The 24,930-nt window shown below is 63.2% G+C and carries 23 protein-coding genes and 2 pseudogenes; 16 read left to right on the top strand and 9 right to left on the bottom strand.

The features are described 5' to 3' along the window. Positions 1-146 precede the first annotated feature (146 nt). The 5 genes and pseudogenes from AC0L3S_RS31125 to AC0L3S_RS31105 all read left to right on the top strand — a co-directional run. Positions 147-947 (top strand): outer membrane protein, encoded by an 801-nt coding sequence (locus AC0L3S_RS31125; RefSeq protein ID WP_473265851.1) that lies wholly within the window; start codon positions 147-149, stop codon positions 945-947. Between the two features lie 230 nt (positions 948-1,177). Continuing rightward, a complete protein-coding gene (locus AC0L3S_RS31120) occupies positions 1,178-1,873 on the top strand; it encodes an outer membrane protein (RefSeq protein WP_473283464.1) in 696 nt (231 codons plus the stop codon). 277 nt (positions 1,874-2,150) lie between these two features. Then, positions 2,151-5,132, top strand: coding sequence for an excinuclease ABC subunit UvrA (gene uvrA, locus AC0L3S_RS31115; protein WP_473283461.1), 2,982 nt, complete (start codon positions 2,151-2,153; stop codon positions 5,130-5,132). A 45-nt stretch (positions 5,133-5,177) separates the two neighbouring features. After that, a pseudogene (locus tag AC0L3S_RS31110) lies at positions 5,178-5,731 on the top strand (DinB family protein). A gap of 2 nt (positions 5,732-5,733) precedes the next feature. Next, a pseudogene (locus AC0L3S_RS31105) lies at positions 5,734-6,137 on the top strand (ATP-binding cassette domain-containing protein); the annotation flags it as partial. Between the two features lie 15 nt (positions 6,138-6,152). Here AC0L3S_RS31105 and AC0L3S_RS31100 read toward each other — a convergent pair. Next, positions 6,153-6,494, bottom strand: coding sequence for a hypothetical protein (locus AC0L3S_RS31100; protein WP_473265848.1), 342 nt, complete (start codon positions 6,492-6,494; stop codon positions 6,153-6,155). An 83-nt stretch (positions 6,495-6,577) separates the two neighbouring features. Here AC0L3S_RS31100 and AC0L3S_RS31095 point away from each other — a divergent pair, with 83 nt between their 5' ends. Both AC0L3S_RS31095 and AC0L3S_RS31090 read left to right on the top strand, forming a co-directional pair. Further along, the gene (locus tag AC0L3S_RS31095) at positions 6,578-7,792 is read left to right on the top strand and encodes a hypothetical protein (protein WP_473265847.1); all 1,215 of its coding nucleotides are present in this window, start codon (positions 6,578-6,580) and stop codon (positions 7,790-7,792) included. A 99-nt stretch (positions 7,793-7,891) separates the two neighbouring features. Continuing rightward, on the top strand, positions 7,892-8,524 hold the full coding sequence (locus AC0L3S_RS31090) for an HAD-IA family hydrolase (RefSeq protein ID WP_473283459.1): 633 nt from the start codon (positions 7,892-7,894) through the stop codon (positions 8,522-8,524). A 72-nt stretch (positions 8,525-8,596) separates the two neighbouring features. Here the strand turns inward: AC0L3S_RS31090 and AC0L3S_RS31085 are convergent, their stop codons facing one another. The 3 genes from AC0L3S_RS31085 to AC0L3S_RS31075 all read right to left on the bottom strand — a co-directional run bounded on the left by AC0L3S_RS31085 (position 8,597) and on the right by AC0L3S_RS31075 (position 10,593). Next, the gene (locus tag AC0L3S_RS31085; RefSeq protein ID WP_473265845.1) at positions 8,597-9,550 is read right to left on the bottom strand and encodes a YVTN family beta-propeller repeat protein; all 954 of its coding nucleotides are present in this window, start codon (positions 9,548-9,550) and stop codon (positions 8,597-8,599) included. Positions 9,551-9,552: 2 nt separating this feature from the next. Further along, positions 9,553-10,134 (bottom strand): SRPBCC family protein, encoded by a 582-nt coding sequence (locus AC0L3S_RS31080; protein ID WP_473283457.1) that lies wholly within the window; start codon positions 10,132-10,134, stop codon positions 9,553-9,555. A gap of 216 nt (positions 10,135-10,350) precedes the next feature. Next, positions 10,351-10,593 carry a hypothetical protein gene (locus AC0L3S_RS31075; protein WP_473283455.1) on the bottom strand — a complete coding sequence of 81 codons (243 nt, stop codon included), beginning with the start codon at positions 10,591-10,593 and terminating at the stop codon, positions 10,351-10,353. A gap of 701 nt (positions 10,594-11,294) precedes the next feature. On the opposite strand from AC0L3S_RS31075, the gene AC0L3S_RS31070 reads away from it, so the two are divergent. Continuing rightward, positions 11,295-13,367, top strand: a complete 2,073-nt coding sequence (locus tag AC0L3S_RS31070) for a DUF1217 domain-containing protein (protein WP_473283475.1) — start codon at positions 11,295-11,297, stop codon at positions 13,365-13,367. Positions 13,368-13,383: 16 nt separating this feature from the next. Here AC0L3S_RS31070 and AC0L3S_RS31065 read toward each other — a convergent pair whose 3' ends face one another. The 3 genes from AC0L3S_RS31065 to AC0L3S_RS31055 all read right to left on the bottom strand — a co-directional run bounded on the left by AC0L3S_RS31065 (position 13,384) and on the right by AC0L3S_RS31055 (position 16,464). Then, on the bottom strand, positions 13,384-14,244 hold the full coding sequence (locus AC0L3S_RS31065) for a PCC domain-containing protein (RefSeq protein WP_473283453.1): 861 nt from the start codon (positions 14,242-14,244) through the stop codon (positions 13,384-13,386). 9 nt (positions 14,245-14,253) lie between these two features. Further along, the gene (locus tag AC0L3S_RS31060; RefSeq protein ID WP_473283451.1) at positions 14,254-15,861 is read right to left on the bottom strand and encodes an acyl-CoA synthetase; all 1,608 of its coding nucleotides are present in this window, start codon (positions 15,859-15,861) and stop codon (positions 14,254-14,256) included. A 105-nt stretch (positions 15,862-15,966) separates the two neighbouring features. Next, a complete protein-coding gene (locus AC0L3S_RS31055; RefSeq protein ID WP_473283450.1) occupies positions 15,967-16,464 on the bottom strand; it encodes a hypothetical protein in 498 nt (165 codons plus the stop codon). 94 nt (positions 16,465-16,558) lie between these two features. Here AC0L3S_RS31055 and AC0L3S_RS31050 point away from each other — a divergent pair, with 94 nt between their 5' ends. Further along, a complete protein-coding gene (locus tag AC0L3S_RS31050; RefSeq protein WP_473283448.1) occupies positions 16,559-16,918 on the top strand; it encodes a hypothetical protein in 360 nt (119 codons plus the stop codon). A 63-nt stretch (positions 16,919-16,981) separates the two neighbouring features. Here the strand turns inward: AC0L3S_RS31050 and AC0L3S_RS31045 are convergent, their stop codons facing one another. Next, positions 16,982-17,917: a tetratricopeptide repeat protein gene (locus AC0L3S_RS31045; RefSeq protein WP_473283446.1), complete on the bottom strand. Its 936-nt coding sequence runs from the start codon at positions 17,915-17,917 to the stop codon at positions 16,982-16,984. Positions 17,918-18,020: 103 nt separating this feature from the next. On the opposite strand from AC0L3S_RS31045, the gene AC0L3S_RS31040 reads away from it, so the two are divergent. Further along, positions 18,021-18,296 (top strand): GNAT family N-acetyltransferase, encoded by a 276-nt coding sequence (locus AC0L3S_RS31040; RefSeq protein ID WP_018458006.1) that lies wholly within the window; start codon positions 18,021-18,023, stop codon positions 18,294-18,296. A 53-nt stretch (positions 18,297-18,349) separates the two neighbouring features. Here the strand turns inward: AC0L3S_RS31040 and AC0L3S_RS31035 are convergent, their stop codons facing one another. Beyond that, positions 18,350-18,739: a DUF3597 domain-containing protein gene (locus AC0L3S_RS31035; protein ID WP_473265838.1), complete on the bottom strand. Its 390-nt coding sequence runs from the start codon at positions 18,737-18,739 to the stop codon at positions 18,350-18,352. A gap of 331 nt (positions 18,740-19,070) precedes the next feature. Here AC0L3S_RS31035 and AC0L3S_RS31030 point away from each other — a divergent pair, with 331 nt between their 5' ends. The 6 genes from AC0L3S_RS31030 to AC0L3S_RS31005 all read left to right on the top strand — a co-directional run bounded on the left by AC0L3S_RS31030 (position 19,071) and on the right by AC0L3S_RS31005 (position 24,875). Next, positions 19,071-19,979, top strand: coding sequence for a DUF2189 domain-containing protein (locus AC0L3S_RS31030; RefSeq protein ID WP_473265837.1), 909 nt, complete (start codon positions 19,071-19,073; stop codon positions 19,977-19,979). A 130-nt stretch (positions 19,980-20,109) separates the two neighbouring features. Next, positions 20,110-20,934, top strand: a complete 825-nt coding sequence (locus AC0L3S_RS31025; RefSeq protein ID WP_473265836.1) for a lytic murein transglycosylase — start codon at positions 20,110-20,112, stop codon at positions 20,932-20,934. 471 nt (positions 20,935-21,405) lie between these two features. Then, positions 21,406-21,558, top strand: coding sequence for a DUF1127 domain-containing protein (locus AC0L3S_RS31020; RefSeq protein WP_007590701.1), 153 nt, complete (start codon positions 21,406-21,408; stop codon positions 21,556-21,558). Between the two features lie 125 nt (positions 21,559-21,683). Beyond that, positions 21,684-23,111, top strand: coding sequence for a methylenetetrahydrofolate--tRNA-(uracil(54)-C(5))-methyltransferase (FADH(2)-oxidizing) TrmFO (trmFO, locus tag AC0L3S_RS31015; protein ID WP_473265835.1), 1,428 nt, complete (start codon positions 21,684-21,686; stop codon positions 23,109-23,111). A gap of 7 nt (positions 23,112-23,118) precedes the next feature. Beyond that, positions 23,119-24,213, top strand: a complete 1,095-nt coding sequence (locus tag AC0L3S_RS31010) for an AMP-binding enzyme (protein WP_473265834.1) — start codon at positions 23,119-23,121, stop codon at positions 24,211-24,213. A 104-nt stretch (positions 24,214-24,317) separates the two neighbouring features. Beyond that, entirely contained in the window at positions 24,318-24,875 is a 558-nt protein-coding gene (locus AC0L3S_RS31005; RefSeq protein WP_473283444.1) for a CAP domain-containing protein, read from the top strand. The last annotated feature ends 55 nt before the right edge of the window (positions 24,876-24,930 follow it).

Raw genomic sequence — 24,930 nt, 5'->3', positions numbered from 1 at the left:
GCACTGCCCCGTTCTTGTTGCATTTCGGAGACGGACTCTGCCGCTCCGCAGAGCTACCGTTGCCTCGGACTTAGTTCATATGGGCCCTCGCGCCTGATCAGCCGCTTCGGGGACATAAGAAGCGGACGAACCTGGGGAGACTGGCAATGAATAAGCTTCTTATTGGTGCAATAGGTGCAGTGGCGATGGGCCTGTCGGCTCCCGCAAGCGCGGCGGATCTGGCTGCGCGTCCCTATACCAAGGCCCCCGCGCCGGCGATTGCCACCATCTACGATTGGAGCGGCTTCTACATCGGCATCAACGGCGGCGGGGGCTCGAGCCGCAATTGCTGGAGTTTCCTGGATGCGACCGGCGCGGTGACCGGGGTCCCAGGTGCTCTGGCCAGCGAAGGCTGTCACAATGCGACGGGGGGCACCGTCGGTGGCCAGATCGGCTATCGGTGGCAATCCACCAATTGGGTGTTCGGCCTTGAAGGCCAAGGCAACTGGGCCGACTTCCGGGGCGACAACGTGAGCACCCTCTTCCCTGGCACCGCTCTGGTGACGGGTGATCGCAACCGTTCTCGCATCGACGCTTTCGGCCTCATCACCGGGCAAGTCGGTTACGCCTGGAATAACGTGCTGTTCTACGTGAAGGGCGGCGCCGCCGTCGTCGGCGACAAGTACGACGTCTACGCTGCTGCGGGCACGCCCGGCGCGGGCACCCTGTTGGCTTCCGCCCGTGAAACTCGCTGGGGTGGCACGGTCGGGGCCGGTCTGGAGTTCGGCTTCGCACCAAACTGGTCGCTGGGCCTCGAGTACGACCACATCTTCCTCGGCAATCGCACGATCGGCTTCACAACGCCCGCGGGTGCGGTCTTCGGCAGTGACCGGATCGGCCAGGACGTCGACATGGGACTCGTCCGCTTGAACTATCGCTGGGGCGGTCCGGTCATCGCAAAGTACTGATCGAACTGACATTCATCAATCAAGGCCGGCCTCGTGCCGGCCTTTTTTGTTGCTGGTCCCATGGAGGACCATAGGTCAGTAACTGCGCCATTTTCAGGCCGCTGTGGCTTTCCAGTGACACAACTTGCAGCTTCAATGGTGTAAGTACGGCCTCAGTTGGGCAAGTGAGTCCGATGCCCTTCCCTATCGTGGAAGGCACAATCAGAAACTGGGACTGGGATTAGTTGAAAATGAAAAAGGTTTTGCTGGCTTCGGCCTGTTTGTTCGCTCTCGCTGCCCCGGCTTCGGCCGCTGATCTCGCGGCGCGCCCCTACACCAAGGCCCCGGTGGCCATGGCTTCGGTCTACAACTGGACCGGCTTCTACCTCGGTGTCGTCGGTGGCGGCGCCTGGGAAGATTCGAACAGCCCGCGGATGCAGGGCGGCTTCGTCGGCGGCACCGCCGGCTACAATTGGCAGACCGGCAACGTCGTGTTCGGCATCGAGGCCGATGGCGCCTGGGCTGACGTGAACGCGTCTGTGACTGGCCCAGTTGCCGTCCCCGGATTTGGCGTCGTGAGCACCACCTTCAGCTCGAAGACCGATGCGATGGGCACCGTGCGCGGCCGTATCGGCTACGCCGTCAACCAGGTGCTGTTCTACGGCACCGGTGGTTACGCCTGGATCGACAACAAGCTGAGCATCAGCGCGCTCGGCGTGACCGCTTCGGACAGCAAGTGGCACTCCGGCTGGACCGTCGGTGCGGGCGTCGAAGCGTTCTTCGCTCCGCAGTGGTCGGTCAAGGGCGAGTACCTCTATCGCAGCCTCGGCAGCGAGAACTACTTCTCGAGCCTCGGCGCTGCGCTGCCGTCCGGCACGCTCAACTTCCACACCGTGCAGGTCGGCGTGAACTATCACTTCGGGGGCCCGATCGTCGCGAAGTACTGATCTTCGCTATCGACGCCATCGTGTTACGAAAGGCCGGCCTCGCGCCGGCCTTTTTGTTTGCCGGACACGTTACTGCGCAGTTCCACCCGCCCTGCTCCTGCCAGTTGCCGCCAGCGCGCCAACAATCCGTTGACGATTCGTAAACGCCACTGGAAATCCGTCCCCGTTCTTCCTACGTTCGCTCACATACCCATCGGCGCCGATCCCGGTTCCGGGCGAAGCGCGCCTATTGCGTTGGCGCGATCGCGCGCTTTTGGATTCCCTGAGGACCACCAGGATGGATGAAGTGATCAAGGCCAAGCGCCAACAACAGAACGTGGGATCAAACCTGCGCGCAATTACGATCCGTGGCGCGCGCGAGCACAACCTCAAGAACGTCGACGTCGAGATTCCCCGCGACAAGCTGGTGGTGTTCACGGGGCTGTCGGGCTCCGGCAAGTCCTCGCTCGCCTTCGACACCATCTACGCCGAGGGCCAGCGCCGCTACGTCGAATCGCTCTCCGCCTATGCTCGCCAGTTCCTGGAGATGATGCAGAAGCCCGATGTCGACCAGATCGACGGCCTGTCGCCGGCGATCTCGATCGAGCAGAAGACGACGTCGAAGAACCCGCGCTCCACTGTCGGCACGGTAACCGAAATTTACGACTACATGCGCCTGCTGTGGGCGCGCGTCGGCGTGCCCTATTCGCCCGCCACCGGCCTGCCGATCGAGAGCCAGACCGTCTCGCAGATGGTCGATCGCGTGCTGGCGCTGCCGGAGGGCTCGCGGCTCTATCTGCTCGCGCCGGTCGTGCGCGGCCGCAAGGGCGAGTACCGCAAAGAGCTCGCCGAATGGCTCAAGAAGGGCTTTCAGCGCGTCAAGATCGACGGCGCCTTCCACGAGCTCGCGGAAGCCCCTGTGCTCGACAAGAAATTCCCGCATGACATCGACGTCGTCGTCGACCGCATCGTGGTGCGCGCCGACATCGGCCAGCGCCTCGCCGAAAGCTTCGAGACCGCGCTGAAGCTTGCCGAGGGCCTCGCCGTCATCGAATTCGCCGATGCGCCGGCTGCGACAGCACCCGCGGAAGAGAAAAAGAAGACCGCAAAGATCCACGACAAGAGCGGACCCGAGCGCATGCTGTTCTCGGAAAAGTTTGCCTGCCCGGTGTCCGGCTTCACCATCCCCGAGATCGAGCCCCGCCTGTTCTCGTTCAACAATCCCTATGGTGCCTGCCCCGCCTGCGGCGGCCTCGGCGTCGAGCAGCATGTTGACGAAGACCTCGTCATTCCCGACAAGGAGCTCGCCATCGGCAAGGGCGCGATCGCGCCCTGGGCCAAGTCCTCGTCGCCCTATTACATTCAGACGCTGACTGCGCTCGGCAAGCACTACAAGTTCACGCTGACCACCAAATGGAAGGATCTGCCGAAGAAGACGCAGAACGCGATCCTCCATGGCTCCGGCGAGGACGAGATCAAGTTCTCCTACGAGGACGGCGTCCGCTCCTACGACACCAAGAAGCCGTTCGAGGGAGTCATCACCAACATCAACCGCCGCTATCGCGAGACCGAGAGCGAGTGGGCGCGCGAGGAGCTTGCGAAGTATTTCCACGACGTGCCCTGCGAGGCGTGCCACGGCTTTCGGCTCAAGCCCGAGGCGCTCTGCGTCAAGATCGGCGGCAAGCATATCGGCGACATCTCAGAGATGTCCGTGAAAGGCGCCGGCGCGTGGTTCGAGACCGTCCCGGAGGCGCTGAACACCCAGCAGAACGAGATCGCCGGCCGCATCCTCAAGGAGATCCGCGAGCGCCTCACCTTCCTGCTCGACGTCGGCCTCAACTACCTCACGCTCTCCCGCTCCTCCGGCACGCTCTCCGGCGGCGAGAGCCAGCGCATCCGCCTGGCCTCGCAGATCGGCTCGGGGCTAACAGGCGTGCTCTATGTGCTCGACGAGCCCTCGATCGGCTTGCACCAGCGCGACAATGCGCGCCTGCTCGACACCCTCAAGAGACTTCGTGACCTCGGCAACACCGTGATCGTGGTCGAGCATGACGAGGACGCGATCCTGCTCGCCGACCACGTGCTCGACATCGGCCCCGGCGCCGGCATGCATGGCGGCAACATCATCGCCGAAGGCACGCCCGCCGAGATCATGCGCAACCCCAACTCGCTCACCGGCAAATATCTCACGGGCGAGCTCGAGGTCGAGGTGCCGGAGCGGCGCCCGCCGAACCATCGTCGCACCATCAAAGTGGTCAACGCGCGCGGCAATAATCTCAAGAACGTCACGGCCGAAATTCCGCTCGGCCTGTTCACCTGCGTCACCGGCGTCTCCGGCGGCGGCAAGTCGACGCTGCTGATCGACACGCTCTACAAGGCGATCGCCCGCAAGCTGAACAATGCCAGCGAGGGCGCCGCCCCGCACGACCGCATCGAGGGCCTCGAGCACATCGACAAGATCATCGACATCGACCAGTCGCCGATCGGCCGCACGCCACGTTCGAACCCCGCGACCTATACCGGCGCCTTCACGCCGATCCGCGAATGGTTCGCAGGCCTGCCGGAATCGAAGGCGCGCGGCTACGAGCCCGGCCGCTTCTCCTTCAACGTCAAGGGCGGCCGCTGCGAGGCCTGCCAGGGCGACGGCGTCATCAAGATCGAAATGCACTTTTTGCCCGACGTCTACGTCACCTGCGACGTCTGCAAGGGCAAGCGCTACAACCGCGAGACGCTCGAGGTGCTGTTCAAGGGCAAGAGCATCGCCGATGTGCTCGACATGACCGTCGAGGAAGCCGCCGAGTTCTTCAAGGCGGTCCCGCGCGTGCGCGAGACGTTCCAGACGCTGCATCGCGTCGGCCTCGACTACATCCATGTCGGCCAGCAGGCCACGACCCTGTCGGGCGGCGAAGCCCAGCGCGTCAAGCTGGCAAAGGAGCTGTCCAAGCGCGCTACCGGCCGCACGCTCTACATCCTGGACGAGCCGACCACCGGCCTGCATTTTCACGACGTCAAGAAGCTGCTTGAGGTGCTGCACGAGCTGGTCGCGCAGGGCAACACGGTCGTCGTCATCGAGCACAATCTCGAAGTCATCAAGACCGCCGACTGGGTCATCGACCTCGGCCCCGAAGGCGGCGACGGCGGCGGCGAAATCGTCGCCTGGGGCCCGCCCGAGGACATTGCGAAAGCGCCGCGGAGCTATACGGGCAAGTTCCTGGCGCCGGTGCTGGCGAAGGCGCGGAAGCCGAAGCGGAGACGGACGGCGAGCGAGGCGGCGGAGTAGCCCACCTGGAATGAGCAGAAGCATTTGTCTGAGGGAGGATCGCGTTTGCCTGCAGGACTTGTGCAAACCTATCGTGCGTTCGCCCCTGGGCGAACCATCGGCTTCTCACCGCTTGCGCGACGCTGTCTCAGGCCGACTTCGAAGCCGCACGAACCGGCTTCTTTCCGAGCCTGCAGCGCACGCTCAACCACATCCGTGTCATAGACCTCTTCTATGTCGATGCGCTGGAGGGCGGGTGGCTGGGACCGGCGGCTTGGAAGAACGAAGTGCCGCATCCCTCCCTTGCCGCGCTGAAGGCTGCGCAGGCTGCGATCGACAAGCGCTTGATTGCCGTCTGCGATGCGCTGACGCCCGAGCTTCTCGACGGCATTGTGCGGATCAACCGCGACATGCGGGTCCAGACCGAACGCCGTGACCGGCTACTCATGCATCTGTTCCAGCATCAAATTCATCATCGCGGACAGGCCCACGCGATGCTGTCCGAAACGCACATTGCCCCGCCTCAGCCCGACGAATTCTTCGCCGAGGGAGAAGCACCGCTCCGGGCTACCGAGTTCGCCGATCTTGGTTGGACCGAGGGGACCGTGTGGAAATCCTAGTCAAGGTGGAGGCGCGCGTGCGCGAGACGCTGCATCGCGCCGGCCTCGACTACATTCATGTCGGCCAGCAGACCACGACCTGTCCGGCGGCGAAGCCCAGCGCGTCAAGCTGGCGAAAGAGCTATCCAAGCGCGCCACTGGCCGCACGCTCTACATCCTGGACGAGCCGACCACCGGCCTGCACTTCCACGACGTCGTCATCGAGCATAACCTCGAACTGATCAAGACCGCCTGGTTCATCGACCTCGGCTCCGAAGGCGGCGACGGCGGCGGGATCGTCGTCTGGGGCCCGCCGGAAGACATCGCGAAGGCGCCAAGGAGCTACACGGGGAAGTTTCTGGCGCCGGTGCCGGCGAAGGCGCGGAAGCCGAAGCGGAGGCGCGCGGCGAGCGAGGCGGCGGAGTGAGGGCCGCTTTCTCTGCTACAGTCCCATTGAAGTCTTTAAGGCTGCGACCGCGAGGCCTACCCCAATCTTTTCGGCTATCGCGAGTGCCCAATTCCCCGCCGTTTTAAGATGCTGCAGCGCAGCTGAGCCATCACCTTCCGCTGCCGCTTTTTCGGCAGCAGCAACGCCACCGATAGCCACATCATGATCAGCGGTCGAAGCTTCACCCTTGAGCGCAATTCGGAGCATCCCCAATTGTTTAGATAGCTCCTGCGGGTCAATCTGCCCCTTCGAGAGCTGAATCATCGTGACGTTGTTAGCGGTGGCACCCGGCCCCATCGCGGCCACCTGATTTCCCGTGAAGCTCGATTTACCCATAATCATCTCCCTTCTAACCTGCAGACATGCCACCACAGAGTGTGCAAACATTCAAGGTTGTCTGCATCGCCGAGGAGGGACCAATGGATGAGTCGTCGATCGACCTGGAACGCCGCGTTGCTCACTTTCGTGGAGACGTCTCACGCGAGGAACGCCCTGAAAGCGTTACAAGCTACTTAGATGATAATTTGGGGTTCAGGCCGGTGATTGCCGACCTTAATTCTACGGATATTGAAACTCGCACTCCAACTCCTACGGTATATTCCGAAAATCAATCACTTTGGACCGACCTAAACACCCGACGTGTCCGGGAGGGCCATCGATTGTTGTTATCAGAATTCTGTGTCACCGAGTGGAGCCCACTCGCTCCCGGCAGATACTTCACCCCTGAAGCAGCAACGGCCAGAGATCGTGCAGCCGAATTCTTCTCATGGACCAATAACGAATATTATCCCGCTGGAAAGGCAGAAATGGTTCTGGGTGGTATCGGCTGTGTCCGCCTCCAATCGTTCAGTATCGAACGACAAGTCTTTTACCTACTAGGGGCATCTTCGAACGGAATAGCTCATCAAGGCATCATTATTGCGCTCCCTGAATACCTGTATGATCGCATCGGTACAGAAATAGAGAGACGCGGCTCTTGTGTTGCGAGCATTGCTGGTCGCCTACGTGTTCCACCTAAGCACACTCAACTAATCATCAGCGATCGCTGTGTCCCAAAATACTATCTGTTCGCAGACGCAATATCTTTTATCGGGAGCCCATCCACCAAGTTGATCGCGACGGCATCCGTGATGTTTGCCGGAAGCTATTATAAAAACGAAGACAGCCGTGGAGCGAGAGGACCATCGAGAGTTTCATTAGATGGATACGAAACAGATCTTAGAAAGCAATGGACATTCTGCTCGTTCGACCCAAGTCGTGGGAGCGACGGATTGGCTGAGGCAACGGATTGGCTTGAAAACTATGCAGGGCGATATTCAGACAGCAAACGGCCGATTTTGACCGACTTCGATGAGCATATGAATCACTTTTCGAATCCTGTTGAATTCCCCCTCAAGCAAATAATGGGAGGAAACATTTCGATCGAGAGACTAAACATTTATGGTGATTTCTATGGTTTTCAAATTAACGCCCAAGCGATTTCAGTAGCCGGAGACAGCTATTCGGCGCGCCAAGCGGTAGCACTTGGCAAGGGCGCGACGGTGGAGCACGCGACCTTGACGCAAATCCAGACAATTGGGAAGCCACCAAAAAAGCGTCCACCGTCGAAAAGCAAGCGTCGATCTGAGGAGTGATTGCGTCGGCGCGTCGTAAGCCAGCTGCCGGAACGCCGGCGTTTCCAATCTCTCAAAATGATTTCCGCAACTGTGAGAGTTGCGGACGCCGCGGAATCCATGCCCTACTCCCTCGCCATCTTCGATCTCGACGGCACGCTGGCCGACAGCTTCCCGTGGTTCCTGCGGACCATCAACGGCGTCGCCGACCGCTTCGGCTTTCGCCGTGTTGCGGATGAGGACGTCGAAGGGCTGCGGCATGCTTCGTCGCGCGAGATTCTCAGCCGGCTTGAGGTGCCCCTGTGGAAGCTGCCGGCGATCGCGCGGCATGCGCGGCGGCTGAAGGCGGAGGCGGCGGCGGAGATTGCGCTGTTCGCCGGGGTCGAAACGATGCTGCGGACGCTGGCGGAGAACGGCGTGCAGCTCGCGCTGGTGACGTCGGACAGCGAGGCCAATGCGCGCGAGAAGCTCGGCGATTGTGCGGCACTGTTCGCCCATTTCGATTGCGCGGCGTCGCTGTTCGGCAAGCCGTCAAAATTTCGACGGGTCATGCGGCGCGCCGGCGTGGCGCCGGGCAAGGTCATTGCGATCGGCGACGAGGTGCGTGACATCGAAGCGGCGCGGGCCGTGGGGATTGCCTGCGGCGCGGTGGGCTGGGGCTATGCGGCGCCGGCGGCGCTGCGGGCGCTGGCGCCAGATCACATGTTTGAACGGATGGACGAGATTGCGCGCGCATTGCGCCCGGCGTCGTAGCCCGGATGGAGCAACGCGCAATCCGGGAAAGTGTCCCCGCATTCCGCTTCGCTCCATGCAGGCTACAATCCCCTACTCCGTCCTGCGCAAGAACGCCCCGAACGCGCGCGGGCCGTCGCCGGTCTTGACCTCGCCGATCAGCTTCAGCTCGGCGGCATCGATGATGTCGAGCGTATTGCTTTCCCAGCAGGCGACGATGATGCGCTTGCCGTCGGCGGTCGCGGCGATGCCTTCGGGATAATCGCCGACATTGATGCGCTTGATCGGCTTCAAGGTCGCCAGATCGAACACGCTGACAGTGCCACCATACTGGTCGGTGACGAAGCCGCGGTCCTGAGCCAGCGCCACCGCATAAGGCCGCATCCCGACCGGCACGCGGCCGATCTCGCGCGCCTCTGCGATGTCGATCACCGAGACATCGTCGGAGCCGACATTGGCGGTGTAGGCGCGCTTGCCCTCGGCATCGATTGTGACGCCGAACGGACGGGTGCCGACCTTGATGGTCGCCCTGCGCTGGCGTGTCGCCGTGTCCACCACCGAGACGCTGTCGTCGTCGCGGTCGGCCGAGAGCAGCAGCTTGCCGTCCGGCGTCACCGCGAGGCCCGACGGCGAGGCGCCGACCGCAATGCTGGCCGTGACGCTGCGGCTCGCCGCGTCGATCACCCGCACGGCGGCTGCGTACCAGTCCGCGACATAGACGGTGCGGCCATCCGGCGCGACGGCAATGCCGAGCGGCCCGCCGCCGACCTCGATCCGTCCCGCAACCTGCCGCGTTGCCGCGTCCACCACCGTCACGGCCTTGGCATCCGGGCTCGTCACATAGGCAAAACGCCCGTCGGCGCTGACGGCGACGCCGGCCGGCTTGCCGCCGATCGGGATCGTCGCAACGCTGCGCGCGGTGGCGAGGTCCACGACCATCAGATCGTCGCTGAGCTGGTTGGTGACGAACGCCTCCTCAGCGGAGGCGTGCGCGATGCCGTCCAGGCAAAGGCTGACGGCGAGCGCCGCCAGGACCAGCGCCCGCACCGTCAGCTTCCGCTCTCGATCTTCTTCTTCAACGACTCGAGGCCGGCCTTGTAGAGCCCGCTCACCGCAGTCTTGGCCGCCTCGTCGCTCAGCTCCGGCGGCGGATCGTTGTTGGGAAAGCCGCGGTAGAACGCGCCTGCCCATTCCAGCGTCGCACCCTTGCCGTCGCCGTTCGGCGTCACCGTCAAGGTCGAGGAATAATTGGTCACCGGCAGCACCTTCACGTCCACATTGGTGATCCGGTAGGAATAGCTCATGGCGGCGGCGTCGAACTTGTAGAGCTCCTCGTCGACGGTCGCGCCTCCCGTCAGCGTCAGCTTCCGCGTGGCGCCGATCTCGTTGCCCTTCTCGCCCTCGGTCTTGGTAACCGGCGGCAGCCAGCTCATGTCCTGGAAATTGCCCATTGCGGCCCACACCTTGGCCGGAGCGGCGTTGATCTCGATGGATTCGCGCACCTTCTGCCGGGTCGGCCCGTGGGCCCAGGCCGACGTCAAAACCGGGCCAAACGCCGCCGTCAGAGCCGCCGCGCCCGCGGCCGTCAGCACCGCGGCCAGGACCATGCGCCGTCCGATCGTCACCCTCATCTCGTTTCCTCATGCGTCTCGTTGATCATGCGCGACTTGATGCGCGCTGGGATCATGGTAGCGCATTTTGCGGCCGGGGGGAGACCCGTTCGTGGCCGCGTTGCGGCGGCCGTCCGCGCGCCCCACAACCCCTTGCCGCCCGGCGGGGCAAAACACCCAAGCAGAGGGTCAATCATGGCGCGTAAAAATATTTCTCTTTATCCGTATTTCGGATTATCATATAGAGAGCCATCCCAACCCGGCCGAGGGGCGGATCGCGATCGTCACGAACGCGGGATGGGACGTGGTGGACGCAGGCGGCGTCGGCGCGAAGGGCTTTGCAGGGCGGGCAACCGTGAGCGAAGGCGTCGCGCACACGACCGGTGCAGCCTGCGTACGGCAAAATCGTGTGGTCCTGGCGCCCGGGGTCTGTGCGCCAAGTGTTGCGGTGATGTGGCGGCCCGACCGGGTCCGCAGCATCAGTCATCCGCAAGGCGACGGGGGCAATAGTGCATCGCTCCCCGGGGAGAGCACGATATAAGCCGTAGAACCACTGCGCAGGGAAGGCCGTGTGTTGGGCTTCACCTGCATGCCGCTGTGCAGCCTCTTGTAGCGCAACCTTCGCACAGTGGACCGTGGGTGCCAGCCGGCACCCGGTCTTCCCTGCGCCCTCGGCATTTTTGAGGGCAAAGAATTCCGCAAAGCTCGGGCCGCACAGGCCGCGAGAATGCGAAACTGCGCGGACTCTGTGGATTGAAATGCGAAGATGGATTTTGCGCGCGTGCCCCGGACGCGGCGCAGCGCCCCTTCGGCGGGGCGCCGCAGAGCCGGGGCCCACGCAGCGACAAATGCACGGTTTCTGGATCCCGGCTCTACGCCGCAACGCTTACGCGTTGCAGCTTGTCCGGGACACGAGCGTGGAACTCTATCTGGCGCGCTGGCGACAGCAACATGCCAAGTACGAAAGCCTCGCGAAAGCTGCATCTGGGAAACAGCTAGAAACAAACGGCAACAAACCCGGTATCCGTCACTTGGACGCAAATTGTAACCTGAGAATGTGACCAGAATCGTCATGGGAAGACGCAGCTGAGATAGTTTCCTGGCATGAAGCCAGCCCCCACCTCGCGACCCCGCAATGATTGACGGACGTCCGGGACCGCAACAGCCGCGAGGAGTGCGCGATGGTATCAACGTATTTCAGTTACAGCTACATCACGCGCAATCTCAAGCAGTCCCTGACGCGGGTCGAACAGCAACAGGACGTGGCGCGAGAGGCCGCCTATTACAAGGCCCACATCGGCAAGGTAAAGTCCGTCGACGACTTCATGAAAGACTATCGCCTTTATCATTATGCAACGAAGGCATATGGCCTGGAAGACATGGCCTACGCCAAGGCCTTCATGAAAAAGGTGCTGGAGAGCGACCTCTCCGACGCAAACAGCTTCGTCAACAAGCTGGTCGACAAGCGCTATCGCGAGTTCGCCGCGGCATTTTCCTTCAATGGCAGCGCCACGCCGGTTGCGCAATCGGAGAACCAGACCGATGAGATGATCGGTCTGTACACGGCCACCAGGAAGAGCCAGGTCGATGCACTTACCGGCGACTCGAATTACTACAGCGGCGAAATCGGCAACATCAGCAGTGCAGACCAGCTCCTGAACAACGACCGACTTCGCAATTATGTCTATTCGGCGTACGGGATCGATCAAGGCAAGTGGTCGCGTGACACGATAAGCCAGGTCTTGCGCAGCGATCCGTCCGATCCCAACAGCTACGTCAACACCACTTTCGCTTCTCAGTTGAGTGGCCTCAACGCCGACCTTGCCCAAGCCCGATCGGATGTCACCGCGGCCAATTCAAGGATAGCCGACTACACCACCCAATTATCGCAACCGGGCGCGAACGTGCCCCAGTTGAACGTCCAGATCCTGGTCGAAAAGTATCACCTGGAATCATATGCGAGCAGCATTTCCAGCCTCAGCGACCAGATAGGGACGATTGGCGGCCTCGTCGACCTGGCCGGTGCGTTCGAGTTTTCCTCCGACGGGTCGCTTCCGTCAGGTGTGTCGGCGCAGACTGCTGCGAATGTCACGATCACGAAACAAAAGTTCGACGACAGCAAGTCCGACGTTTATTCGGCGGCAAGCCCGTTGAACGAAGCCTTTGCAATCAGGCAATTCAGAACAGCCATCCTCAAGATCGATTCAGTCGAGGCGTTCGTATCGACACCGGGCGTGTACAATTTTGCGCTGGGAGCCGTCGGCCTCGATCCCGCAAACGTCTCGCCGGCGGCTGTCAAGGCTGTGCTCGAAAGCGACCTCAACGACCCCAAGAGCTACGTCTATACCCTCAAGGACAATCGATATTTGGGACTGGCCCGCGCCTTCAACTTCGACGCAAAAGGCAATCTGACGACCCCCTTGGTAGCTCAGGACTCGGCTGAAGTCCTCCAGATCGCGAAGGACTACGTCATTGGAGCGGTGAAGAGCGCAAGCACGGCAACTCCCCAGCAACAGGCCGCGGTTCGGGCACAGGCCACGAAGGATGCGTCGGAATATCAGCAAGCGATCGCCGGCATCGACGGCGTTTCCGATCTTCTCGCAAACAGGCCGATGGTCGATTTCATTCTCCTGGCCAAGGGTCTGGATCCCAAGAAGGTCGGCACCGAATTTCTCAAGAAGATCTTCAGCTCCGATCTGAACGATCCAAAGAGCTTCGCGAACACCCAGAGCGATCCTCGCTTTGCCGAAATCGTGGCGTCGTTCAATTTCGACAGCAAAGGCAACGTCGCGCGTCTTCCGATGATAGGTCCGCAGAAGCGGGATCAGTTTCGGGAGACACAAGCGAACTATGTCGAGCAAAGCCTGGAGCAGCAGCAAGGGGATGCGAATCCCGGCGTGCGCCTGGCGCTCTATTTCCAGCGAAAAGCGGGGGACATCACGTCCGCGTACGACATCCTTGCCGACAAGGCTCTTTCGGAGGTGTTCAGGACCACCTTCGATCTGCCTGACTCGATGGCGGCGATGCCGATCGATCAGCAGGCCAAGTTCGTGGACAGATTCATGAAGATCAAGGATCTGTCGGATCCCGCGAAGGTTACGAAGCTTTTGAACCGTTTCTCCGCCATGTATGACATCAGAAACAGTCAGAGCACCGGCCAGGGTCAATCCCCCCTGCTCAACCTGTTTCAGGGATCCGGTTCGGGGATCAGCGACTCCACATACTTGGCCATTGCCAAGCTACGCACCCACTGATGATCGCTCGCCGGGACTAGTCCAACACCTCGAGCACCAGCTCCATGGTCATCAGCACGGGATTGTCGCCACGGATCAGGCGGCCCTCCGCTATGCCGCCGGTGTAGTCGATCAGGGCGACGTCGAGTGCGGCTTCGAGCGCGCCGGAGGAGCCCACCGCAATCATGCCGGCTGTTACCGCAAGCTCGGTCGCGAAGAGTTCGGTCACACCACCATGGGTGAAGCGGGCGCCGATGGTCGAACCAACACCGCCATGGATCCTGGCGCGCGCGATGCCGTGCGCGCGGCAGAAGTCTTCGAGACAGAAGGCGAAATCCTGATTGGGGCGCAGCCGCAACGCGAAAGCGCGGCTGATCGTGCGCGCGCCGGTGCTCGCAGCCGCCACCGGCCCGAACAGCTTGAAATTGGTCTCGGGATCTGGCTCCGCGGCAAACATCGCTCCATCAATACCGAAGGCCTCGACCTCGAACGGCTCGGCGACGTCTGTCTCGTCGGGCAGCATGTGGCCGCCACTTGCGCGGCCATCGGCCTCCGTCCACAGCCCATGGCAATGAAAGAACGGCGCGCCATCGCGCATGCCCAGCGTCATGCTGCCGAGCCTGGTGCGCGTCACGCCGCTGGGCCGGAATGTGTCGCTATAGAACGCGGCGTTCTCACTCGTTTTCGACAGCGCCGGCATGACATAGCCGAACGGCCCGAGCGCGCCGTGCCCGAAGCTGAGCACACCGCCGGCAAATCCCTCCGCGGCAAAACCGCGGCGCGCGGCTTCCAGCAGCGGCAGACCTGCTTGAAGCGTGAAGGAGAAGGCGCGTCCCCTCGCCTCCACCCATTGGATGCGTTCGGCGACCGGCGCGCCGGGCTGCTTGATGCTGCGCATGACCTTCGCTCAGCCTGCCCGTGTCTTGTCGAGATCGAGCAGCCCGCGCGCCTCGAGCTCGTCGCGAACCATCCGTTTGGGAACCTTGCCGTAGCCGGATTTCGGCAAGGCCTCCCAGAAGAAGAACCGCTTCGGCATCTTGTAGCGCGGCACCTTGGGGCCGAGGAACGCCGCCATCTCCGCTTCGCTCACCGGCTTGGCGCCCTCGCGCGCGACGCAGACGGCAACCCCGACCTCGCCCCAGGTCGCATCGGGGACGCCGAGCACCGCGACCTCGCCGACGCAAGGATGGGTCAATATTTTCTCCTCGATCTCGCGCGGATAGATGTTGGAGCCGCCGGAGATGTACATGTCGGAGGCTCGTCCCGTGATGTAGACGAACCCCTCCTCGTCCATGTGGCCGAGATCGCCAGTGCGGAACCAGCCATTGCGGAACGCCTTCGCATTGGCTTCGGGATTATCGTAGTAGCCGGCAAGCACGGCGGGGCCGATCACGCAGATCTCGCCGCTCTGGTTGGGGCCGAGCTCGCGGCCCTCGTCATCCTGGATCGAGACCTGCATGCCGGTACGCTCGAAGCCACAGGTGCCGATCTTCGCGTGCGGCCCGTCCTCGGGGTCATGCAGCGCTGCCGGCAGCACGGTGATGTTGCCGGTCACCTCGCCGAGGCCGAAATACTGTACGATGACCTTGCCGAGCGTCCTCAGCGCGGCCTTCTGATCCTCGCGATACATCGGCGCACCCGCATAGATCACCTGGCGCAGCGAGGAATGATCGTATTTGTCGGCGGCGGGATGCTCGACCATCATCTTCAGAATGGTCGGCACCACGAAGAGATTGCTGACCCGATGCGCCTCGATCAGGCGGAACGCCTCGTCGATGTCGAATTTCTCGGTCGGCAGCAGCACCGTGCGCACGCCGCGCGCGGTCTGCACCAGCTGATGCACGCCGGCGCCATGCGACAGCGGCGCCACCACCAGCGAGGCATCCGCTTCGGTGACGCCGGGGGTGAGATCGGCGAGATGGTTGGTGACGACAAAACCCATCTGGCCGTGGGTGAGCACCGCAGCCTTGGAGCGGCCGGTGGTCCCCGACGTGAAAAAGAACCAGCAGGGATCGTCGTGCTCGACCGCGACGTTCTCGACCACCGTGCCGGCGCGCGACGCGACGGCATCCGCCACCGACGTCTCAGCAAATGGCGCCCGACCATCGACACTCCAGGTGAATTCCAGCGCGCCACCGCTCACGGTCGCGGCGTGCTCGGGAAAATCGACATGGCACAGAAACGCCTTCGCGCCGGAAGCCTGCGCGAGATAGGCGACCTCGTCCGGCATCAGTCGGAAATTGGTCGGTACCCAGACGGCACCGAGCCGGAACGCCGCGAACATCGAGAAGAACATCTCGTCGCCGTTCTTGGAATGGACGAGGATGCGGTCGCCCTTCGCGATGCCGCGCGCGGCCAGTGCTGCCGCCAGCGCCGAGACCTGCGCATCGATCTCCCGCCAGGTCCAGGATCTATCGCCCCAGACGAAACCGGGACGCGCCCCATGCCGCCGCGCATTCTGGGTCAGCATGTGAGCGAGATTCATGACGCGACGGGACATGCGCAAGGGCTGCATCGGGCTTCCTCTTCGGCGGCGGACGGCACGCGAGCCCCCCGCTCATTGCAGCCCATTTATCGCCATCGCCAGTGCCCCTGCAAGGCCACCGCCCGCGAAGCTGCCCTAAGGCTGCTTGAACGCGAACGGCGCCACCGAGATGGCCCTCTCCTTGACGCAGGCCTGCGCACCAAAGCCGCCGCAATAGCTGCCATGCAGATCGAAACGGATGGTGCGCGCCGCACCCCGCTTCGTTGGCTTCGGCTTGATCTCGTAGCTGCGGACCTGGCCATCGAAGACGGGTTGCACGCTGCCATCCGGCAACGTGACCAGGATGTTCATGATGCAGCCGCCGGTTCCGCAATAGGTCGTCTCGCGATCGCCGCATTTGGTGTCGCGGAAATCGACGATGTAGTCGTCGCGGCCGTCGCCGGTCAGGTCGATCCGGCGCACCGTATCCGGCGCAAAAGTCACCGCGCCGCCGCCTTGGCTCTCGCATTCCCCATTGGCGTAGCGCACAGCCTTCTGCACGCCGGGTGGATAGTCGGCAGGATTGAACGGCTTCGCGTTGTCAGCGCGCGCAGCGGTTGCGAACAGGACGAGCAGGAGGATCAGATATCGCATTGGCATTGGTCGTCAGCGCAGCCGCGATCGTTCAGGAAATTTTAAACATGATCGGCGCAACCTTCGTCAGTTGTCGCGTACAGAGTGCCGCATCATGGTCAAAGCGCCCGCCCTCCTCGTCTTGTCGCTGGCGCTTGCCGGATGTGCCGTGGGCCCACAAGCGCACCTCGCCTCCGATCCCGCCTTCACGCCTGCGCGCTATGCCTGGGACGGCGCCGGCGAGAATCCCAATCACCCGCGCGCTGGCTCAGAATCAACACGGACCGTCGCGCGATCCGAGCGCAACAGGTCGCAAGCCGGGCTTCAGCCCTATTCGAAGGAATGGTGGCAGGCGCAGGACGGAATCGAGGCTGAACAGGACGCCAGGGTCAACCGTTCCCTCGTCATCTGCCAGGGATGCCTGCGCCCGCAGGCGCAGCCGGAGGATTCCAGGCTCGCCAAGGCGACCGATTGAAGCATCCGGCCTATCAGGACCTGGAGGAAGTCCAACCCCGTCGTCGCGAGAAGCAACCGAGAGCTACAACGCCCCGAGCTTCCGCAATGACTCCTGTGCTGTCTGGAGGCCCGGCTTCAATTCCAGCGCCTTCCTGAAATCGGCAATCGCGCCCTGTTTGTCGCCGAGCCGCAGCTTAGCCTGTCCGCGGTTGTTCCACGAGAACACGTCGGAGGGATCGTATTGCAGCGCCTTGTCGTAATCGGAAACGCCGCCCTTGCTGTCGCCCTGATAGAGCCGGATCATGCCGCGATTGCGCCAACCGCGCGCGTCGGTCGGCGCAACACGGATCGCCTCGCCATAATCGGCGGCGGCGCGATCGAGCTGCTCGCTGTCGCGATACACGTTGCCGCGGTCGATATAGGCGAGCAGATCTGGCGCAAGCTTGATCCGCGTGGTGTAGTCGGCGATGGCGTGCGCCATGTCGTGCCTGCGGTAATACACCAACGCGCGATTGGCGTAGGCCATCGCGTATTTGGGATCGCGCTTGATCGCCGCGTCAAAGTCGGCAAACGCACCGTCGAGATCGCCCTTGTTGAAACGCGACTCGCCGCGATTGCTGTAGGCCAGCGCCAGCGACGGATCGAGCTTGATGGCCTTGTCGTAATCGGCGATGGCGCGATCATAGTCGCGCTTGAAACTGTAGACACGGCCGCGATTGTTGTAGGCGCAGGCAAAACCGGGGTCGAGCCTGACCGCCTCGTCGAGATCGGACAACGCCGCCTCGAGCTCGCGCTTCTCGGTGAGGCCATGACCGCGATTGCAATAAGCGCCGGCGAGCCGAGGTCCGCTCTCGCTTTTCGTTTCGATCACGGTCGAGCAAGCCTTGATCCGCTCGTCCGGCGTGCTGGTCAATCCGACGCAAGCCTCCCGAGCCGGACCGCCTGCCGCCGCAGCCGGCGCCGGCGCCGGCGAGATCAGCGCGGCGAGCAGCGCCAGGCGGCTGAGCGGGACACGCATTTTCCGGATATCTCCCCTGCGGCAACCTCTCTTGGTCGCACCTTGGCAAGGGCTGGTTCAGGCGCCTAGATCAGAGGCAAGCAGTACGTCGGAAGGATTTTGCATGGCGCCATCGGTACGGGACAACAAGGACAGAAGCCGCTTCGAGCTCGATGTCGGCAGCGAGATCGCCTTCGCCAATTACCGGCTGACGCCGTCGGCGGTGATCATCACCCACACCGAGACGCCGCGTGCGCTGCGCGGCCGGGGCATCGGCTCCGAGCTGGTCAAGGGCGCGCTGGAATTGATCCGTCGCGACGGCAGGAAGGTGATCGCCGGTTGCGGCTTCGTCGTCGACTATCTCGACAGACATCCGGAAGATGCGGATCTCGTCGCCTGAATGCAAAAGGGCCCGCCCGATCGCGGGCCCTTGGATTGCGAGCGGGCGATCGGTCAGTGCTTGATCTCCGGCGGCAGCTTGCCGCCATTCGCCGCGAGCTTGGACATCACCTGCTTGTGCAGCCAGACGTTCATGCTTGCGGAATCGTTGGTGTCGCCGCTGTAGCCGAGCTCTTTGGCGAGGTCCTTGCGCGCGGCGAGGCTGGAATCGATGTCGAGCGCCTTCATGAGGTCGACGATCGAGGTGCGCCATTCCAGCTTTTCGCCCTTGTGCGCGGCGACCGCGGCGTCGACGATTGAGGCAACGTCCACCGTCGCCGCAGGCGCCGATCCGCCCGGCGCGGCCCCTGCGGGCGCGCTGCCCGACGGTGCGCTGCCTGCGGGCGCGGCGGAAGCTGGATGGCTACCGAAGATCGCGCCCATAATTTTCCCGAAAATGCTCATGTCTGCTCCCCGAAAAGGACCCGTGGAAGGGCCTTGAGTGGCCCTTATAGACCAAGATGCGTCGTTGCGCCCGCGAAGTTCCGCGAACCAACACGCAGCATCAGCTTATCTGCGGCGAAATGACGACCGAATGACATCGTCGAGGTTGCGCTGCGGCATCGAATCTCACCCAAGCGTGAGGGACAGGACTCGCAAATGGGCGTACGCTTGATGTTCAGTTCGCGACGCCATCCGGAATTCGCGTCTGGTCGGGATCGCGAAACTCAGAATAGCGGCCACTTGCGCCGTTGCTGGCGCCAGATGCGGCCGCATGGCAAGGGAGCTAGCGACCATGGCCACACTCTACCAGGGCAATGTCCCAACTATGGGCCAGACCGCCGAAGCGGCTGGACCGGTGATCCGAACCATCCAACTCTCCGATCTGCACGATGCGCTCAAGCGCGGCTGGGACGATTTCAAGGCGGTGCCGAGCCACGCCATCATCCTCTGCGTGATCTATCCCGTGCTGGGCCTCGTGCTCGCCCGCGTGGTGATGGGCTATTCAGTGCTGCCGTTGTTGTTTCCGTTGGCCGCTGGCTTCGCCCTGATCGGCCCGTTCGCCGCTCTCGGTCTCTACGAGCTCTCCAGCCGGCGGGAGCGTTATGAAGAGGCCAGCGCCTGGGATGCCATGGAGGTGCTGCGTTCGCCCTCCTTCGGCGCCATGCTCGGCCTCGGCGCGCTGCTGCTGGCCCTGTTCGTGACCTGGGTTGCGACCGCGCAGGCGATCTACGTCGCTGCTTTCGGCTATGAAGGCGCGTCCGGGATCTCGGATTTTCTGACGCGCGTGCTCACGAGCCGGCAAGGCTGGTGGCTGATCGTGGTCGGCTGCGGCACCGGCTTCCTGTTCGCCCTTGCGGCGCTCTGCATCAGCGCCGTCTCGTTCCCGCTGATGCTCGACCGCCATGCCGGCGCGTTCGAGGCCATGGTGACGTCGTTGCGCGTCGTCGCGAAGAACCCGGTGCCGATGGCCGCCTGGGGCCTGATCGTGGCCGTCCTGCTGGCGCTGGGCACGATTCCCGCCTTCCTCGGGCTTGCCGTGGTGGTCCCCGTGCTCGGCCATGCCACCTGGCATCTCTACCGGAAAGTGATCGCCGCCGATCCGGGCGCGCGTCCGGTGCCGCCTCCGCCGCATCGTCCACGCAAGCCGGCCGCCGACTTCCCCGTCAACCTCTTCCCCTGGCGCAATCGGACCGACGCCTGACGATATCGTGAGATGCGATCCTGCCCCGGTGCGGGCAGGATCGCGGACTGTCATGCGCCTTGCTTTGGCCGCGGTTTCCATCGAGATTGCGCACGCCGGTCAGATCACTTCACGGAATTTATTTGCTCGAATGACCCCGACGATTTCTCGTCTCGCCCTCGCCGCCTTAGCCATCACCGCATCCATCCTATCCGCTCAGCCCGCGCTCGCCGCGGTTGCCTGCGGCTCGGGCAATTTCGACGCGTGGCTTGCAGACTTCAAAACCGACGCCGCGGCCAAAGGCGTCTCGCAACAGGCCATTTCCGCCGGGCTCGCCGGTGTGACGCTCGATCAGAACGTGCTCAACCGCGACCGCTCGCAGAAGGTCTTCAGCCAGACCTTCGAGGAGTTTTCCGGCCGCATGGTGCCGCCGCGCCTGACGCGCGGCTCCAACATGATGAAGCAATACGGCTCGGTGCTGTCGCGCATCGAGCAGACCTACGGCGTGCCCGGCGAGGTGCTGGTCGCGATCTGGGGTCTCGAGACCGATTTCGGCGTCAATACCGGCAAGTTCGCGACCATCCGCTCGCTGGCGACGCTGGCCTATGACTGCCGGCGCTCCGAGCAGTTTCGCGCCGAGCTGTTGGATGCGCTCCGCATCGTCCAGCGCGGCGACCTCGCACCGGCCGACATGAAGGGCGCCTGGGCCGGCGAGCTCGGACAGACCCAGTTCATGCCGTCGTCATGGATGAAATACGCCGTCGATTTCGACGGCAATGGCAAGCGCGATCTCCTGCACAACGCCCCCGACGTGCTCGCTTCCACGGCGAACTATCTTGCCGGTTATGGCTGGCAGAAGGGCAAGGATTGGCAGCCGGGCAGCCCGAACTTCGCGGTGCTGCAGCAGTGGAACAAGAGCGAGGTCTACTCCAAGACCATCGCTTATTTCGCCACCCAGCTCGCGCGCGCCCCCTAGCAGCCCCATAGTTCGGCGTGTGTGCCACTGCACCAGCGTCCTCGTCATGTCGATCCGCGGGTCCAATCGCACCGCTGCCTACAGCTGGCAAAGGGTACGCGACTGCCGGTAATTGAATCATGATTCAGTTTTATCACTCCGCTATCATGCGATTCGCGCATGCAAGACTTGGGTATAGAGGCTAGTCAACCAGCTTGCTGACGACCGAAAAGCAGCCTATTTGCATGCGAATGGAACCGGCTGATCTGCGATAAATCCGTGAATTGACGGGCATTTCGAGCACCTTTTTTCCCATTCCGCCCACCCTTTGGGCGGGAGTGCTCCTGGGTTAATCGTCCGTTACCGATGCCATGCATCCAACGCTTAGCTGCATCGCAACATCGGAACTTTCGCACTGCACCACTCTCATCTATATTCATTTCAACGATGAGGCTCGGGCAAGAGCTGAATCGAACTACAGGAGACTACCAAATGCTGCTCTCGCTCATCCGCATGATCCAGGCTTTCCGGGACTATCAGCGCAATGTTGCCGAGCTGTCCCAGCTCAGCGATCGCGAGCTGGCCGATATCGGCCTCGATCGCTCGGACATCCCGCGCGTTGCCGCCGGTCAGTATCAGGGCTGATATCGTTCAGCCCTTAACCGGACGAACCGATAGCGCCCGCCTCGTGCGGGCGTTGTCGCATCCGGAGGCAGAAAACTCGATCTCGGCGATTCCACTGACCGCCGAAAAGCGCTACCTGTCCGCCCATGACAGGACCCCAATCAAATACTGTGCACGTGATCGGCGCAGGCCTTGCCGGCTCCGAAGCCGCCTGGCAGGTGGCCAAATCCGGCGTGCCCGTGGTGCTCCACGAAATGCGGCCGACCCGCATGACCGAGGCACACCGCACCGATGGGCTTGCCGAGCTCGTCTGCTCCAATTCGTTCCGCTCGGACGATGCCGCCAACAACGCCGTCGGCCTGCTGCATGCCGAGATGCGGCGCCTCGATTCGCTGATCATGCGCGCAGCCGACGCCAACCAGGTGCCCGCCGGCGGCGCGCTTGCGGTAGACCGCGACGGCTTCTCAGCGGCCGTCACCAAGGCGCTGAACGATCATCCCCTGATCGAGATCGCCCGCGGCGAGGTCGCAGGCCTGCCGCCGGCCGAGTGGAGTAACGTCATCGTTGCGACCGGCCCCCTCACTTCGGCGCCGCTGGCCGACGCGATCCGCGAGCTGACCGACGAGAACGCCCTCGCCTTCTTCGACGCGATCGCACCGATCGTGCACCGCGAAACCATCGACATGTCGGTGGCCTGGTTCCAGTCGCGCTACGACAAGGTCGGTCCCGGCGGCACCGGTGCCGACTACATCAACTGCCCGATGACGAAGGAGCAGTATGACGGCTTCGTCGCAGCGCTGGTTGCCGGCGAGAAGACCGAGTTCAAGGAATGGGAGACCAACACGCCCTATTTCGACGGCTGCCTGCCGATCGAGGTCATGGCGGAACGCGGCCCCGAGACTCTCCGCCACGGGCCGATGAAGCCGGTCGGCCTCACCAATCCGCACGATCCCACCACAAAGGCCTACGCGATCGTGCAGCTGCGCCAGGACAACAAGCTCGGCACGCTCTACAACATCGTCGGCTTCCAGACGAAGCTGAAATACGGCGAGCAGCAACGCATTTTCCGCACCATTCCGGGGCTGGAGAAGGCCGAATTTGCCCGCCTCGGCGGCCTGCATCGCAACACCTTCCTCAACTCGCCAAAGCTGCTCGACGGCCAGTTGCGCCTGCGCGCACAACCACGACTGCGCTTTGCCGGCCAGATGACGGGCTGTGAGGGCTATGTGGAATCCGCCAGCGTCGGCCTGATTGCCGGCCTCTATGCGGCAGCGGACGTGCGCGGCGAGACGCTTGCGAGTCCGCCCGGCACGACCGCGCTCGGATCCCTGCTCGGCCACATCACCGGCGGCCATATCGAGACCATCGAGCCCGGCACGCGCTCGTTCCAGCCGATGAACATCAATTTCGGCCTGTTCCCGCCGCTCGCCAGCGCACCGACGAAAAAGCCCGACGGAAGCCGGCTGCGCGGCAACGAGAAGACGGTGGCCAAGAAGCAGGCGATGAGCGCCCTGGCGCTCGCCGATCTCGATCGCTGGATCGCCGATCACCTGCGCATTGCCGCCGCGGCGTGAGTTTTCGATGAACCTTCCCAAAGACGACGCCGCAACACTCTCGGCGCGCTGGATCGAGGGCGTGCTGCTCAAGCGCGACGTGTTCTCGACCGTCGAGCGCGGCCGCTTCCGCGACGACGACGGCGAGGTCGACGCGGTGCTGCGCCGCCTCGACGAGGTGCCGTGGTGGTCATTCCTTTTGGCCCGCCATCTGTTCGCCCGCGAAAAGCATGCGCTGGTGCTCGCCAAAGGCCTCGATGTCGGCCCCGAGCTGCTGTGGGCCGGACGCCGCGCACTGGTGCGTGGCTTTGTCGACGGCGTCGCGCTGCATCTGGCGAAGCCGCATGGGGACCTCGCCTATTTTCGCTCGGCCAAGGCCGCGCTGCGCCGGCTGCGCCGCGCCGGCATCTGCCACAACGACCTTGCCAAGGAACAGAACTGGCTGGTCGGCCGCGACGGGCTCGCCTACGTGACCGACTTCCAGCTCGCGGCTTGCTTCAACCGACGCGGCCGGCTCTATCGCACCCTCGCCTATGAAGACTTGCGGCATCTGCTCAAGCACAAGCGCTCCTACGCGCCTGAAGCGCTGACGCCGCGTGAGCGCAAGATCCTGGCGAAGAAGTCCTTCGCCGCCAACCTGTGGCTCGCGACCGGCAAGAAGGTCTATCGGGCAATCACCCGCGGCTTGTTCAACTTCACCGACCGTGAAGGCGGCGGCCGCCGGCTCGTCAACGACGCGCCGGTGCTGGCGGAACTGATCCGCAAGAACCCCGCCGTGCGCGACACCGCCATCGTCGCCTTTGCCGACCGCCGCTCCGGTGTCGGGCTCTATGCCTTCGTCGAAGCCGATCAGGCCGCGCTCGAAGGCCAATTGCGGAACGAGCTTGGCGCCGCTAAGGGGCCGAAGCCGCCGGAACACATCCAGGTCGTGCACGCACTGCCACGCAACGCCGACGGCAAGCCGCGCACAGAGATCCTGCAACTGGTCGCCATGAACCAGCTCGACCTGATCGAGCCGATGATGAAGAACGACCAGGACCGCGCTTTCCTCAAGGACATCCTGGAGCAGCGCAAGAACCTGCGCGACCGCTTCAATTTCGAGGCCGATCTCCCGGCGGGCTAGCGTGGATCACGCCTTGAAGCGTCCACATTGGCGATAGAGAAGCGATCCGATATTCGAGCTTGTCGGAGGGACTTGGCGGGGTCATGGGCACTCGGGGGACGATGATGCACCGTGTGGTTGGCGGCCTGATCGCCGGCCTTCTGCTGCTCGCCACCACGTCCGCGATGGCCGAGTCCCCGGCCGAGCTGATCTCGAGCTTCCGCCTCAAGCATGGTGAAGTCCGCGTCGTCCGCGATTCAACCCTCGACCGCATCGCCATGGACCAGGCGCGCGCGATGGCGACAAAGGACGACCTCAGTCACGACGCACTCGGCCCGTTCAACCGCCGGGTCGCACCGGCCGGCGCAGGCCGCGCCGCCGAGAACATCGCCTATGGCTACGACAATTTCGAGAAAACCCTCGGACAGTGGATCGACTCGTCGGGACACCGCAAGAACCTGCTGCTGCACAACGCTTCCCGCGTCGGGATCGCGAGTGCGAAAAACGCCAGCGGCAAACGCACCTATTGGGCGATGGTGATCGCCGGCGACTACGAGCCGAAGGGCAAAGGCAAAGGCAAGAAAGACGGGGAGCCTCTGGTAGCCGTGAAGCGCGAGGTCGCGCCCGCGAGCAAGCCGAAATCCAGCGGCTGCCACATCAAGCTGCTCGGCCTCTGCATCTGAGGCGAGATCAGATGTTGCAGCCGGCCTCTTGTCCGCATTCCTCGCCGGTCTAATC

Source organism: Bradyrhizobium sp. Ken01, assembly GCF_055807355.1.
Note: the sequence above shows the minus strand (reverse complement) of the source record. Positions and strands in the feature narration are given on the sequence as shown.